This is a genomic window from uncultured Stenotrophomonas sp. (assembly GCF_963519925.1).
In the GTDB taxonomy this organism is placed as follows: Bacteria; Pseudomonadota; Gammaproteobacteria; order Xanthomonadales; family Xanthomonadaceae; genus Stenotrophomonas; species Stenotrophomonas maltophilia_AE.
This window is the reverse complement of record NZ_CAUQPH010000098.1, coordinates 1-14,426: the sequence shown is the minus strand read 5'-3', so window position 1 is coordinate 14,426 and position 14,426 is coordinate 1. Positions and strand designations below refer to the sequence as shown.

At 68.6% G+C, this 14,426-nt stretch carries 12 protein-coding genes; 7 read left to right on the top strand and 5 right to left on the bottom strand.

The annotated features are described in order from the left end of the window. From RWO33_RS14915 to RWO33_RS14905, 3 genes are all read right to left on the bottom strand, one after another. The coding region (locus RWO33_RS14915; RefSeq protein WP_314105839.1) for a fimbria/pilus outer membrane usher protein at positions 1 to 1,141 on the bottom strand (1,141 nt) is incomplete at its 3' end. A 46-nt stretch (positions 1,142 to 1,187) separates the two neighbouring features. Then, complete coding sequence (locus tag RWO33_RS14910; protein WP_314105838.1) at positions 1,188 to 1,943, bottom strand: molecular chaperone; 756 nt, start codon at positions 1,941 to 1,943, stop codon at positions 1,188 to 1,190. Between the two features lie 7 nt (positions 1,944 to 1,950). Beyond that, positions 1,951 to 2,484 carry a spore coat protein U domain-containing protein gene (locus tag RWO33_RS14905; RefSeq protein ID WP_145478137.1) on the bottom strand — a complete coding sequence of 178 codons (534 nt, stop codon included), beginning with the start codon at positions 2,482 to 2,484 and terminating at the stop codon, positions 1,951 to 1,953. Positions 2,485 to 2,736: 252 nt separating this feature from the next. On the opposite strand from RWO33_RS14905, the gene map reads away from it, so the two are divergent. The 6 genes from map (at position 2,737) to dapE (ending at position 10,580) form a co-directional block, all read left to right on the top strand. Continuing rightward, positions 2,737 to 3,519 (top strand): type I methionyl aminopeptidase, encoded by a 783-nt coding sequence (map, locus tag RWO33_RS14900; protein WP_314105837.1) that lies wholly within the window; start codon positions 2,737 to 2,739, stop codon positions 3,517 to 3,519. A 2-nt stretch (positions 3,520 to 3,521) separates the two neighbouring features. After that, the gene (locus tag RWO33_RS14895) at positions 3,522 to 6,161 is read left to right on the top strand and encodes a [protein-PII] uridylyltransferase (RefSeq protein WP_314105836.1); all 2,640 of its coding nucleotides are present in this window, start codon (positions 3,522 to 3,524) and stop codon (positions 6,159 to 6,161) included. Continuing rightward, positions 6,161 to 7,213: a 2,3,4,5-tetrahydropyridine-2,6-dicarboxylate N-succinyltransferase gene (gene dapD, locus RWO33_RS14890; protein ID WP_314105835.1), complete on the top strand. Its 1,053-nt coding sequence runs from the start codon at positions 6,161 to 6,163 to the stop codon at positions 7,211 to 7,213. The genes RWO33_RS14895 and dapD overlap by 1 nt, the downstream gene beginning before the upstream one ends. A gap of 158 nt (positions 7,214 to 7,371) precedes the next feature. Continuing rightward, positions 7,372 to 9,009 (top strand): hypothetical protein, encoded by a 1,638-nt coding sequence (locus tag RWO33_RS14885; RefSeq protein WP_314105834.1) that lies wholly within the window; start codon positions 7,372 to 7,374, stop codon positions 9,007 to 9,009. Positions 9,010 to 9,075: 66 nt separating this feature from the next. After that, positions 9,076 to 9,438 (top strand): arsenate reductase, encoded by a 363-nt coding sequence (locus RWO33_RS14880; protein WP_314105833.1) that lies wholly within the window; start codon positions 9,076 to 9,078, stop codon positions 9,436 to 9,438. Next, positions 9,435 to 10,580, top strand: a complete 1,146-nt coding sequence (gene dapE / locus RWO33_RS14875) for a succinyl-diaminopimelate desuccinylase (protein ID WP_314105832.1) — start codon at positions 9,435 to 9,437, stop codon at positions 10,578 to 10,580. Before RWO33_RS14880 ends, dapE begins: the two co-directional genes overlap by 4 nt. A gap of 125 nt (positions 10,581 to 10,705) precedes the next feature. Here the strand turns inward: dapE and RWO33_RS14870 are convergent, their stop codons facing one another. Both RWO33_RS14870 and RWO33_RS14865 read right to left on the bottom strand, forming a co-directional pair. Next, positions 10,706 to 11,389, bottom strand: a complete 684-nt coding sequence (locus tag RWO33_RS14870) for a pentapeptide repeat-containing protein (RefSeq protein ID WP_314105831.1) — start codon at positions 11,387 to 11,389, stop codon at positions 10,706 to 10,708. Positions 11,390 to 11,461: 72 nt separating this feature from the next. Next, positions 11,462 to 12,334: a tetratricopeptide repeat protein gene (locus RWO33_RS14865; protein WP_314105830.1), complete on the bottom strand. Its 873-nt coding sequence runs from the start codon at positions 12,332 to 12,334 to the stop codon at positions 11,462 to 11,464. Positions 12,335 to 12,688: 354 nt separating this feature from the next. Here RWO33_RS14865 and asnB point away from each other — a divergent pair, with 354 nt between their 5' ends. Next, complete coding sequence (gene asnB / locus RWO33_RS14860; RefSeq protein WP_314105829.1) at positions 12,689 to 14,383, top strand: asparagine synthase B; 1,695 nt, start codon at positions 12,689 to 12,691, stop codon at positions 14,381 to 14,383. Positions 14,384 to 14,426 lie beyond the last annotated feature (43 nt).

The window sequence follows — 14,426 nt, the reverse complement described above, 5'->3', positions numbered from 1 at the left end:
GCTGCCACCAGCCGCCGGCCCCGGCGCTGGCGACCCCGCCGCCGCCCTCGGCGTGCAGCTCGGCGGTGAAACGATTGCTCACCCCGCGCCGCCAGGTCGCGCTGCCCACGGTCGCGCTGTCATAGGAAAACGAGCGGATGCCATAGTCGCGGCGCATCCGGCCGACGCCGGCCGACCAGTCCGAGAGCCCTTCGGCGAGCAGCTGCTGGGTGCCGTAGAACGAGAAATCCAGGGTCTGCATGCGGCCGTAGGCGTCGGTGATCACGACCTGGGCATTGCCGGTGCCGCTGATGCCCGGTTGCGCGCCAAGCTGGAACGGCCCCACTGGCACCTCGCCGTTGTACTGGCGCAGGCCATCGACGTAGAGCTCCACCGTCGACGGCACCACCGCTTCGCCGAGGAAGCTCGGGGTCGGGGTCAGCACGCGGTACGGCTGCAGGCCGTAGTTGCGTCCCACCTGGATGCCGCCCATGCGCACCGGTCGGCTCCAGTCGACGAAACCGCTGAAGAAGTCGCCGACGGTCAAGGTCACCGCGCTGTCGGGAAAGTCCAGCTGCCACGCGCTGTCCAGGCGCACGCTCTCGCCGCGCCAGTCGCGCCCGTCGTCCTGGTAGGTGCGCAGCAGCTGGGTGCTGCGCAGGATCCCGCGGCCAAGTCCGAACACCCGCCATTCGGTGGTCAGGGCCAGGTTGCCCGCGTCCTCGTTCTGGCTGGCGTAGAGGTCGTAATTGAGCAGCGCGCCCGGCGAGGCGCTGGCACTGGAGGCGGTGGGTAGCGCCTGTCCCAGTTCGGTGGTGGGCAGCGACAGCTGCTCCAGCGGAACCTCCAGCGCCAGGGTCTGCAGCCCGGCGTCGTAGCGGACCACCACGCCGCTGATCTGCGCCAGCGGCACCGGTGCATCGCCGCGTGCGCCGAACCCCAGCTGACGCAGGACCGAGGGGTCCGCGCGCAGCTGTCCGCCGATCTCGGTGAACGGCAGCAGGCCGCGGGGGCTGCCGTTGAGGGTCACCTCCAGATACAGCGCCTGCGGCGCGGTCAGCGGGGTTGGCGCGGGTAACATGACGTCGTCGGCGGCGGAGACGCCGATGTCCGCCACGCTGTCCAGTGGCGCGTCCGCGGCGCTTGCCGTCCCGCCCGGCATTCCAGACGAGACCGCGCCGGCAGCCAGGGCGACGCGCATGCAGGCCTCAGCGAGCCGGTGGCGTCGAAGACAGTGGCGTGGCTTGCGAGGCGCCATTGATCTTTGCCGAAAGGGTCGCGCCGGAGAGTCGGCCTGCGGGGAGGTCCAGCGGCCAGCGCATGGTCTGGCCGCCGAGGACGTAACCGACCAGTCCGGGCTGGAAAATCTGTGGCCGCTCCAGCGTGCCTACCGCCAGGTCGGCCAGCTGGGCGTAGCCCGCGCCCCGGTTGTGCACCTCCAGTGCCGGCGTGCCGTCGGGCTGGGTGACCACGGTGGCCTGCAGGTCCGGCGGTGTCGCCTCGCCGTCCGGCTGCACGAACACCGGCAGTGAATAGCGCAGGACGAACTGCATGCCCTGCCGGCCCGGGTCCAGCTTGGGCACCTCATCGACGATGACCCGGTAGGACAGCTGGGTCGTCGGCGGCTGCGGCGCCGCGCGGACCACCCGGATCAGCTGCTGCTGGCCAGCGGCAAGGGCCTGCATCGGCGGGCTGACCACCAGATCCGTGGTGGGCTCGAGGGTGTCGCGTCCGTCGACCTGGGTCCAGCGGAACACCCGCGCCTGCACGTCCACCGGTTCGGTGCCGCTGTTGCTGATCCACAACGCTTCGGCGTTCTGCCGCGCGCCGAGCTGGAGCGAGGTCGGCGCCACCTGCAGGCTGGCCGCCCGGGCAGACGGCAGTGCCAGGGTCAGTCCGACCAGGGCGCCGACGCACAGCTTCGCCGTGGCGCGCATGGCGCGCCCGTGCATGCGCTGGAACATGGCGACCTCAGTAGGTGATGGTGGCGGTGACGGTGTCCTGGTAGGTACCCGTCGCGGCGTTGTTCACGCTGGGATTGGCGACCTGGCCGTAGATCGGATACGCCTGCGCCAGCCCGGTGCCGATCCCGGCCACGGTGTTGGTGCCTGCCGTCGCCCCCCACACCGTGGTGCGCGTGGCGTTGGAGTAGAGCTGGTAGCCCACGAAATTATTGGTGGTCACCGTGGTGTCGGTGTTGCGCATGCGACGCGTGGTGACGTCGTTGGCCGTGCCCGCGTTGGTGCCGGCGTTGAGGGCGATGGTGTATGGGGTCAGCGCCGAGCACTGGGCGGTGACCGACCCCTGCGCGTTGATCGGCGTGGTCGCCGTGGACAGGGCCGAGCCGAAGTCCACATCGGTGGCCGCGGCGGCCGTGATGGTGCAGGCCTTGGTGATGATCAGGCGGACGTTGAAGGTGGTCGTGTCGGCGGCCATGGCGGGGGAGGCCAGGGCGGCCAGGCCAAGGCCGATCAGCAGGGGACGCGGGGCGCGAAGGAATCGCATGGTCTTCTCCTTGGACGGGGGTCCTGGATGAACGGATCGATGCCGGCGTACTGCAGGGGGAGGGCGCCAGGGGCGGCGCTGGGTTCCTTATAAAAGCAGGCCTGTTGGTGAGATGTGACGGAAAATGGCCAGTTATCACAGTTTTTACGTTGCAGGTCCCAGGGGCGCGCCGCCCGCGCCAGCCCGTGGACCCGAACCTGCGCTGTCAGCATTCTGCCGGCCTCGGTTCAGAATGGGCCCGGATCGGCGATAATGGCCGCCATGAGCGTGAATCTGAAAACCCCCGAGGAAATCGAACTGATGCGCGTCGCCGGCCGCCTGGCCAGCGAAGTGCTCGACATCGTCACCCCGCATGTGAAGCCGGGCGTGACCACTGAAGAGCTGGACCGCATCTGCCACGACCACATCATCAACGTGCAGAAAGCCACCCCGGCCAACGTCGGCTACCGGGGCTTCCCGAAGACGGTGTGCACGTCGGTCAACAACGTCATCTGCCACGGCATCCCGAGCGAAGCCAAGGTCCTCAAGGACGGCGACATCGTCAACATCGATGTCACCGTGATCAAGGACGGCTGGCACGGCGACACCAGCCGCATGTATTTCGTCGGCACCCCGTCGGTGATGGCGCGGCGGCTGGTCGAGGCGACCTATGAAGCCATGTGGCGCGGCATCCGCGCGGTCAAGCCGGGCGCCACGTTGGGCGACATCGGCCATGCGATCCAGAGCTACGCCGAAGGCGAGCGCTTCAGCGTGGTGCGCGAATACTGCGGCCACGGCATCGGCAAGGTCTACCACGACGAGCCGCAGGTGGTGCATTACGGGCGTCCGGGTCAGGGTCTGGTGCTGCAGCCGGGCATGACCTTCACCATCGAACCGATGATCAACGAGGGCACCCGCTACAACAAGGTGCTTCCGGATGGCTGGACCGTGGTCACCAAGGACCGCAAGCTGTCGGCACAGTGGGAGCACATGGTCGCGGTCACCGAGACCGGCGTGGACGTGCTGACCCTGTCGCCCGGCGAATCGCAGGTCTGAGCATGCTGCCGGCGAGCCCGACCCTGGACGCGCCGGCCGACGCCGTCGCCGACCCCGAGTGGGCGGCGGAAGCCCGCCAGACCCTGCAGCAGGCCGACGCGCGGCTGTACCGCCGCTTCGACCAGGGCGACAACATCGAGCGCCTGCTGGCCTTGCGCGCACGCGCGGCCGACCACCTGATCCGCCTGGCCTGGCAGCGCTGCATGCCGGCCGACCATGGCCTGGCGCTGTTCGCGGTCGGCGGCTACGGGCGGGGCGAGCTGTTCCCGCGCTCGGACATCGACCTGCTGGTGTTCGGACCGGAGGCTGCCCAGCGCACCCATGAAGCGGCGCTGGCACGTCTGTTCGCGCTGCTGTGGGATTGCGGTCTGCCGGTCAGCCACGCGGTGCGATCGGCGCAGGCCTGCGTGCAGGCCAGCGCCGACCAGACCGTGTTGACCGCCCTGATCGAATCCCGCCCGCTGCTCGCCGACGAAGCCGCGCGGCAGGCGTTGAAGCAGGCCGTGAACAGCGACGGCCTGTGGCCGCCCCGCGAATTCTTCCTGGCCAAGCGCGAGGAGCTGCTGGCCCGGCACCAGCGCTTTGGCGACACCGCCGACAACCTGGAGCCGGACATCAAGGATGGCCCCGGCGGCCTGCGCGACCTCAATACACTGGGCTGGATGGCGCTGCGCGCCTTCGGCGTGCGCGAACTGGAAGCGCTGGTCGGGCTGGGCCATCTCGGCCCCGACGAGGCGGTCGCGCTGCGCCGCGAGCGCTGCGCGCTGGCCCAGCTGCGTTTCGGCCTGCACCTGGTCGCGAACCGCCCCGAAGAGCGCCTGCGTTTCGATTACCAGAAGACCCTGGCGACGCGGCTGGGCTTCGACGACGACGTGGAAAGCCTGGCGGTCGAGAAGATGATGCAGGGCTTCTACCGCAGCGCGACCGTGGTGCGGCGGATCAGCGACCGCCTGCTGCAGCGTTTCGAAGAGCAGTTCGACGGCGAGGCCGTGCCCGAGCCGGTCAGCGTGGGCTTCTCGCTGCGCCGCGGCTACCTGGCCGCCAACGATCCGCAGTGGCCGCAGGGCGACATCGAACAGGTGTTCGCGCTGTTCGCCAGCTGGGCCTACAACCCAGACGTGCGCGGCCTGCATTCGCTCACCGCGCGGGCGCTGGCCGAAGCGCTGGCGGAGCTGCCGGCGTACACCGAGGCCGGCACTGCCGCGCGGGAACAGTTCATGACCCTGCTACGCAGCCCGCGCGCGGTGGATACGCTGGCGCGCATGGCCCGCCTGGGCGTACTGGGGCAATGGATTCCCGCCTTCGCGCAGGTGTCCGGGCGCATGCAGTTCGACCTGTTCCATGTATACACCGTCGACCAGCACACCTTGATGGTGCTGCGGAACATCGGCCTGTTCGCCAGCAGCCGCGCCGACGAGCGCTTCTCCATCGCCCACGAGGTCTGGCCGCGGCTGCGCAAGCCGGAACTGCTGTTGCTGGCCGGGCTGTTCCACGACATCGCCAAGGGCCGTGGCGGCGACCATTCCGAACTCGGCGCGGTGGATGCCCGCGACTTCTGCCAGGCGCATGCGCTGAGCGGTTCCGATACCGAACTGGTGGCCTGGCTGGTCGAGCAGCACCTGCGCATGTCGGTCACCGCGCAGAAGCAGGACATCTCCGACCCGGACGTGATCCACCGTTTCGCCACGCTGGTGGCCAGCCGCGACCGCCTCGACTACCTGTACCTGCTGACCTGCGCCGACATCGCCGGCACCAGCCCCAAGCTGTGGAATGCGTGGAAGGATCGGCTGCTGGCCGACCTGTACTTCGCCGCGCGCCGCGCGCTGCGCGATGGCCTGGAAAACCAGATGCCGGCCGCCGAGCGCGTGCTGGAGGCGCGTGAGAGCGTGCGCGCGCTGGTGCGCGAGCGCGGCTATGACGACGCCACCATCGACCGCCAGTTCACCGTGATGCCGGACGAGAGCTTCATCCGCCTGCGCCCGGAGCAGCTCGCCTGGCAGGCGGCGGCGCTGGTGCCGATCAAGCAGGGCCAGACCCTGGTCAAGGTGCGCCGGATCACCGCCGACGACGATGCGCTGGAAGTATTCGTGCATTCGCCCGACCGCGACGGCCTGTTCGCGGCCATCGTGATGACGCTGGACCGCAAGGGCTATGGCATCCATCGCGCGCGCGTGCTCGACGGCCCGGTCGACACCATCTTCGATACCTTCGAAGTGACCCCGGCCGACAGCTTCGCCGACGGCGATGCGCCCCGCCTGGAAGCGGCCCTGCGCGAAGCGCTGGCCGGCGACCTGGGGCGGCTGCGTCCGTCGCGGCGGGTGGTGCCGCGCCAGCTGCGGCATTTCCGCTTCGCCCCGCGCATCGAATTCCGCGACGCCAACGACAACGACACCGGCGGCACCCGCTTCAGCCTGGTCGCACCCGACCGCCCCGGGTTGCTGGCCGACGTCGCCTTCGTACTGCGCAACCAGGGCCTGCGCGTGCATGACGCGCGCATCGCCACCTTCGGCGAGCGCGCCGAAGACATGTTCGTGATCAGCGATGAACACGACCGCCCCCTGACCGAAACCGCCAGGCAGCAGCTGCACGACGCCATGCTGGCCTGCCTGGACCCTGATCGAAAAGCCGGAGACCCCCACTGATGGCCACCAAGCCTGCCAAGAAGACCGCCGCCAAGACCGCGGCGGCCAAGAAGACCGTTGCCGCCGCTCCGGCGGTGAAAAAGACCGCCGCGAAAAAGTCGGCGCCGGCGGCGAAGAAGGCCCCGGTCAAGAAGAGCGCGGCCAGCAGCGCTGCGGAAACCGCTGCCAAGCGCGCCGAGAACATCGCACGCAAGTCGCTGCGCAAGCCGGCCACGCCGGGCGTGGAAGAGCTCAAGTTCGGCATCGAGAGCGCCTTCGAGCGCCGCGCCACGCTGACCCTGCACGAGATCGAAGGCTCGACCAAGCCGCTGGTGGGCCGCGTCATCGATGGCCTGGAAACCGGCGAATTCCGCGTTGCCGAGCCGGACGGCCATGGCGGCTGGAAGGTCAACGAATGGTTGAAGAAGGCGGTGCTGCTGTACTTCCGCGTGAATGACATGGCGGTGGTCGACGCGCGCCCGGCGCCGTTCTGGGACAAGGTGGAATCGCGTTTCGCCGGCTTCGATGAAGCGAAATTCCGCCGCGCCGGCGTGCGCGTGGTGCCCGGCGCGATCGCGCGCCGTGGCAGCTACTTCGGCAAGGACGTGGTGCTGATGCCGAGCTTCACCAACATCGGCGCCTACGTCGGCGAAGGCACCATGGTCGACACCTGGGCCACGGTCGGTTCGTGCGCGCAGATCGGCAAGCATTGCCACCTGTCCGGCGGTGCCGGCATCGGTGGCGTGCTGGAACCGCTGCAGGCCAGCCCGACCATCATCGAAGACCACTGCTTCATCGGCGCGCGTTCGGAAGTGGTGGAAGGCTTCGTGGTCGGCCACCACAGCGTGATCGGCATGGGCGTGTTCCTGGGCCAGAGCACCCGCGTGTACAACCGCGCCACCGGCGAAATCAGCTACGGCTCGGTGCCGCCGTACAGCGTAGTGGTGTCCGGCCAGCTGCCGTCCAAGGACGGTTCGCACTCGTTGTACTGCGCGGTGATCGTCAAGCAGGTCGACGCCAAAACCCGCAGCAAGACCAGCGTCAACGAGCTGCTGCGCGGCCTGGCCGACTGAACGGCTGACGCAATCGGGGCATCGCCACGGTGCCCCGTGACGCTTTCACCGCGCGCTTTGGCGCGGCTTCGCAAACGCCGTCACAGCTTGGCGCCGCCGTCGCCCGGACCTCGTCCGGGCAGGCCTATGCTGCCGTTCTCCTGGCAGAAGGGTCGTGCATGGAAAACGTCAGTAACGCAGTGTCGGTGATCCGCCCGCTGGTCCGTCCGGTGCCGCCGCTCCGCCCGGTCCACGCAGCGCCGCCCGGGGCCGTGGTCCCGACCCATATCCAGAATGCGTCGGGGGTCGCCGGTCTCCATTCCGCCGACCTCACTGCGGCGGACATCGTCACCGCGCTGTACGAAAAGATAGTGAAACAGGGCGACCTGTCCAGCATCGATGCCGACCTGGACACGCTGTCGCAGGTGATGGCCGCCAGCGTCGGCTTCGGTGATGCCGAAGACGACCGGCGCGCGCCCAACATCCAGCTCGGAAAAGCGCTCAACATCCTGTGCCAGCTGGTGCGGCGGAGCGCGGCGCTGCCCTGCGAGGGGGAACGGCTGGTGCGCACGACCCAGCGCTGCGTGGAGGTGGTCAGGGCACGCCAGGAATACACGTTGGAGAATGTAAGCGTGATCATGTTCCACCTCGGGGAGCTGATCAATCATCCACCGCTGCAGGCGCGCTGCGCAGCGACAATCAGCGAACACCTGGCGCCGATCTTCGAGGCGCTGTTGCGGCAGCATCCGATCCACGCGATTGGCGGCGCGACGCTGGCGTTCGGCCTGGTCAGCGCCCTGCGCGCCTCCGAACAGCAGCTCGCCCGCCGGATCGGCACGCCGCTGCCGCGCCCGGCCGCCGACAGCCTGCTGCTGACCGTGCCGGTGCTGCTGGAAGCGCAACCGGACCTGCTGCTGGGGTGGGAAAGTCGTACCCTGGCCCTGGTTGCAAAGTACGGCGTGCAGTACCTGCGCCGGCTGGCACAGTTGAGCCGGGGCAACGGACGATTCGCCCAGAGCAACGCATTGCAGGTCAACGCGGCACGCGCGCTCAAGCCGATCATCGAGGAAGCCCGGCTGCCTTCGCGGGGTATCTGGGACCAGCGCGACGGGGAGTACCGTGGCATGGGCCAGGGCAAGCAGCTCCGGGACTACCTCGCCTACGCCACGCACTATTACTGCCGATGGTTGGCGCAGCAGAAGGACTGGGTGCGGACGCGGCTGGCGCTGCGGGAAGCCCCGCGTGGCCCCCTGGCAGGCACTCCCACCGATGGCCGCAGTTTCGCCAACGTGGTGCAGCGGGGCAGCGCTGCGGCCTCGACGTCGGATGCGACGGCGGTGACGCCACCGCCCTTCCTCGCCACCCCGGTCCGCCGACCCTTGTCCACCGAAATCGCGCACCTGGAGCCACCGGGTGCCTTGGCCCGCTTCAGCCAGGCGGCGGGCGACCTGGTGCGGCTGGGCGACGAAGGCGACCGCTTCGATCGTGAAGCGTCGATCGCCGCCTGCAACGCCCTGATCGCGTCGATGGCGGCGGGACGCACCCGCTTGAACGCCGCGTCGCGCGTGCAGATGCTGCTGGACATGGACGCGGTGTGCATGCACCTGTACGCAGCCGATCCGTGGGACATGCCGCAATACCAGTGGCAGCTGTCGAGCATGCGCGGCTTCATGACCACGCAGCTGGCGCTGCTGGTCGACGCGAAGGGCAGGCCACTGCTGGGCTGGGACGTGCCGTCTGCCACTGGACTGTCGTCCTGGCAGCGCACGCTGCTGCTGGAGCTCACCGACCACGCGGAAAAATCGGCCGCGTCCTGATCGGTGCGGCACTATACTGACGCGTGCTGCCTGTCCGTTGAATCCAAGCCAGAGTACCCGCCGGCAATGACCACCACCGTTTACGGATTGAAGAACTGCGATACCTGCAAGAAGGCCAGCAAGTGGCTGGACCGCTTCCAGGTGCCGTACACCTTCGTCGACTACCGCGACGCGAAACCCAGCCCGGAAACCCTGTTGGACTGGGCCGCGCAGGCCGGGGGTTTCCCGGCGCTGGTCAACCGATCCTCCACCACCTGGCGGCAGCTGCCCGAGAACCGCAAGGCGGCGGCTTCCGATGCGGAGTGGAAGCTGCTGCTGCGCGAGTACCCGCAGCTGATCAAGCGGCCGGTGGTGGTGACGGCGGACGGAACGATGACCCAGGGCTTTTCCGACAACGGATTCAAGCAGCGGTTCGGAGTGGGCGCTTGAACGACGTCGTTGCCCTGGCCTGCGACCTGATCGCCCGGCCGTCGGTGACGCCCGAGGACGCCGGCTGCCAGGCGCTGCTGGCCGCGCGGCTGCAGCAGGCGGGTTTCAGCTGCGAGCACCTGCGCCTGGGCGAGGTCGACAACCTCTGGGCCACGCACGGGCAGGGTGCGCCGGTGCTGGTGCTGCTGGGCCACACCGACGTGGTCCCCAGTGGCCCGGTCGAGGCCTGGACCAGTGCACCGTTCGACCCGCAGATCCGGGACGGCGTGCTGTACGGGCGCGGCGCGGCGGACATGAAGGGCAGCGTGGCCGCGTTCGTGGTGGCCGCCGAGCAGTTCGTGGCCGCGCATCCCGACCACCCGGGCACGCTGGCGGTGCTGCTGACCAGCGACGAAGAGGGCGACGCGATCGACGGCGTGCGCCGCGTCGCAGACCTGTTCCGCGAACGTGGCCAGGCGATCGACTGGTGCATCACCGGTGAACCGTCGTCCACGGCAGTGCTGGGCGACCTGTTGCGGGTGGGCCGGCGCGGCAGCCTGTCGGCCACGCTCACCGTGCACGGCGTGCAGGGGCATGTGGCGTATCCGCACAAGGCGCGCAACCCGATCCATCTCGCGGCCGGCGCGCTCGCCGAGCTGACCGCGCGCGAGTGGGACGACGGCTACGAGAGCTTCCCGCCGACCAGCCTGCAGGTCTCCAACATCCACGCCGGTACCGGCGCCAACAACGTGATTCCGGGCGAACTGCAGGTGCTGTTCAACCTGCGCTACAACCCGCATTGGAACGCGCCGGCGCTGGAGCAGGAGATCGCCGCGCTGCTGGACCGCCATGGGCTGGAATACCGCCTGAAGTGGCATCGCAGCGGCGAGCCGTTCTATACCCCGGAAGGCACGCTGCGGCGCGTGGCGCGCGAAGTGCTGGGCGAATTCGCCGGCACCGCGCCCGAAGAAAGCACCGGCGGCGGCACCTCGGATGCGCGCTTCATCGCACCGCTGGGTGCCCAGTGCATCGAAGTGGGGCCGGTCAACGCCAGCATCCACCAGGTGGACGAAAACGTTTCGGTAGCCGACCTGCAGAAGCTGCCGGAACTATACCGGCGCCTGATCGAGCGCCTTCTCGCCGAAGGTAGAGCCGACTGTTAGTCGGCTGCTCTACACGCGCCGAAGGTAGCGCCGACTGTTAGTCGGCTGCTCTACGCGCAGAACCAAGGTCCCCGCGGCGGCCGGCAGCCGACTAACAGTCGGCTCTACCTTCGGCGCCGCCGCCATCACGCTACGATCAAGCCAAACGCGGCCAGCGCTGCGCCTGCCTGGCGTTGTGAAATCACCGCCTTCCTGAAGTGTCTGCTGTCCATCACGTTGAGCCCTGTGATGTCAGCACCGCGCAGGTCGGCGCCTTCGAAGCGGGTCAAGCGGATCTGCGCGTTGCGCAGACTGCCGCCCTCGAACACGGCATCGCGGAAATCGCAGCCGGACAGGTCCGCATCGGAAAAATCCATTCCCTGCAGCGTGGCCTTGCGGAACGACAGCCCACGCAGGTCCGCACTGACCAGCAGGCAGTCGCGGAACTCCAACGCCCAGCCGGTCACTTCCTGCAGGTGCGCGCCGGTCAGCTTGCAATCCTCGAACCGGACCGATGACAGCGTGGCGCGGCGCCAGTGGCTGTTGTTCAGATCGCAGTGCGAAAACACCGCATCGCCGAGCAGCGCCGAGCTGAAATCGCACTGGCCGCCCCGGCATTTTTCCCAGCGGCTTTCCTCCAGCGAGGCGGCCAGCCAGGACGTGCCCGCTACCGAGCAGCGGATGAACTGGAAACCCTCCATGTCCAGCCGCGAGAAGTCGGCATTGTCGAAGCTGCAGTCCTCGAACACGGCCGCGCGCGGATGCGCGGCGACGATGGCCTGCATGCGGGCGCGGGAGAGGGTTTCATCACGGAACGTGGCGGTACTCATGCCGCCCATTCTGGGCGAAGCGCGCGCCCGCCGGCAGACTTGAAGGTCGCCGGCGAGTGTGTACAGCCCGGTTCAATCAAACGTCCAGAACGCCGGTTGGATGCCCTTGCGCCAATACGATTCACCGGCAAGGAAGAACTTCTGTGCCTCGGCCTTGGCAAACCATCCGGCGGCCACCGCCTCATCGCGCGGCACCCCCGGCGGCGCACGTCCCAGGATCAGGCCCGTGAAGTACTGGCCGAACACATTGCCCTGCAGGGCGGCCTTGCGGTACCACTCCAGCGCCATCGCCGGGTCGCGTTCGATGCCCAAGCCCATGCCTCTTTCGTAAAGCGCGCCCAGGTCCACCTGGGCCTGGGCATCGCCACGCGCAGCACGCCGCTGGATGTCGACCACCAGCGGGTGCAGTGCACCGGCTTGCGGGGCAATCGCGGCGGGCAGACCCGAACTGCTGCTCGAATAGCGCTGGTAAACCGTGGCGCGCAGGTCCCAGCGCAGTGCTGCGGCCGCGTGGCCACGTTCGCGTTCGAATTTTGCAAGCGACAGCATCGCGCCCGGACTGCCGTGGTTGGCCGCGGCGAGGTACCAGCGCCCGGCCTTCCGCGGCGATGCGCGCAGCACCGGGGGCGGCGTGTCTTCAGGGCGGCGGCCGGTGTACATCGTACCACTGGCCCAGATCCGCCCCAGCGCTTCTTCCGCAATGGTATTGCGGAAACTCCAAGGCGTGGCGGCCGCAGCGCGCTCATACCAGTCCAGCGCCCGGCGGTCGTTCCAGCGTTCGTAAAGTTCGGCCAGCTCCAGCATGCCCTCGATGTCGCCGCGCTCTGCGGCGGTGCGCCACTTCACTTCGGTATCGCTGGTCGGGCGGTTGGGGGCGGTGGTGCAGGCGGCCAGGGCCAGCAGCGCCAGCGCGGAAAGCGACAGGCGGAAACGAAGGGGATTCATCCGTGAGTTCCAGGAGGCAGGCGTGGATTATCGGGGACGGGGCACGTCAGGCGCTGAACCAGTTGCGCCCGCAACAGTTGCGCCGCGCCGGAAACAGCGGTACGGTCGGTCCATGTCCACGCTCCTGGCCACCGCCGTCAACAACAACAACCGCAATAATCTGCGCGCGAATAATCGTGCGCGGCCAATGCGGGACTGCGACCAGGGCTAGAACAAGCAACAAACGCCCGGACCTCAGAAAACCCGCATCGGCCGATGCGGGTTTTTTGTTTTCCGGGTGCAGTACAGGCCCGGGATGGGTGGCCGGTCGAATGCAGGCGCTACGTGTATTCCCCATCATCAGGAGCTGTTCCCATGTGTTCGATTTTCGGAATGTTCGGCCTGCAGGCCGGCGATGACCTTACCGCCCTGCGCCGCCACGCGCTGGACCTGTCGCAACGCCAGCGCCATCGCGGCCCGGACTGGAGCGGGGTGTACGTCGATGGCGGCGCCATCCTCGTCCACGAGCGGCTCGCCATCGTCGACCCGGCCGGCGGCTCGCAGCCGCTGCTGTCCGAGGACGGCAGCCTGGCACTGGCGGTCAACGGCGAGATCTACAACCACCGCGAACTCAAGGCCGAACTGGCGCAGCCGTATGCATTCCAGACCGGCTCGGATTGCGAGGTGATCAACGCGCTGTACCAGCAGGACACCCCCGCGTCGTTCCTCAACCGCCTCAACGGCATCTTCGCGTTCGCGCTGTGGGACCGGGCAGGCCAGCGCGTGTTGATCGCACGTGATCCGATCGGGGTGGTGCCGCTGTACTGGGGGCACGACAAGGACGGGCGCCTGATGGTGGCCTCGGAGCTGAAGTCACTGGTGGACACCTGTGCCGATGCGGCCCAGTTCCCGCCGGGGCACTGGTACGACAGCGCCACCGACAGGCTGACCCGCTACTACGAGCGCCCGTGGCGCGACTATGCCGCCGTGGAAGGGGTCGAGGCGGACCGCGCGGCGTTGCGCGACGCCTTCGAGCGCGCCGTCCACCGCCAATTGATGACAGACGTGCCGTACGGGGTGCTGCTTTCCGGTGGCCTGGATTCGTCGCTGGTCGCCGCCGTGGCCGCACGCTATGCCCGTCACCGCATCGAAGACGGCGACCAGAGCGAAGCCTGGTGGCCGCGCCTGCACTCGTTCGCGATCGGCCTGAAGGGGTCGCCCGACCTGGCCGCCGCCGCGATCGCCGCCGAGGCGCTGGGCACGGTGCACCACGGCTTCGAATACACCTTCGAGGAGGGCCTGGACGCGCTGCCTGACGTGATCCGGCACGTGGAGACCTACGACGTCACCACCATCCGAGCCTCCACCCCGATGTTCCTGCTGGCCCGCCGGATCAAGGCGATGGGGGTGAAGATGGTGCTGTCGGGCGAGGGCAGCGACGAGATCTTTGGCGGCTACCTGTATTTCCACAAGGCGCCCAACGCGCGCGAGTTCCATGAAGAGCTGGTACGCAAGCTCGACGCGCTCAACAACTACGACTGCCTGCGCGCCAACAAGTCGATGATGGCGTGGGGCGTGGAGCCGCGCGTGCCGTTCCTGGACCGCGAGTTCCTGGACGTGGCCATGCGCATCGACGCGCGCCACAAGATGGTCGGGCAGGGCGCCGACGGTACGCGCCGGATCGAGAAGGCGGTGCTGCGCGAAGCGTTCGAAGGCTATCTGCCCGATTCGATCCTGTGGCGTCAGAAAGAGCAGTTCAGCGACGGCGTCGGCTACGGCTGGATCGACGGCCTCAAGGCCCATGCCGAGGCGCAGATCAGCGACCGGGTGATGGCCGCGGCCGACAAGCGCTTCGTGCACAACCCGCCGCAGACCAAGGAAGCCTATTACTACCGCCACGTGTTCGAGCAGTACTTCCCGACCCAGGCGGCGGCGGAAACCGTCCCGGGCGGCAAGTCGATCGCCTGTTCCTCGCCGGCCGCGATCGCCTGGGACGCCAGTTTCGCCAGCATGGCCGACCCCTCCGGCCGCGCCGTCGCCGGTGTGCACGAGCAAGCCCTGGCCGGGTAGCGCCGGCCGTTGGCCGGCCCTGGCAACGGTCGCAGCGTTCATG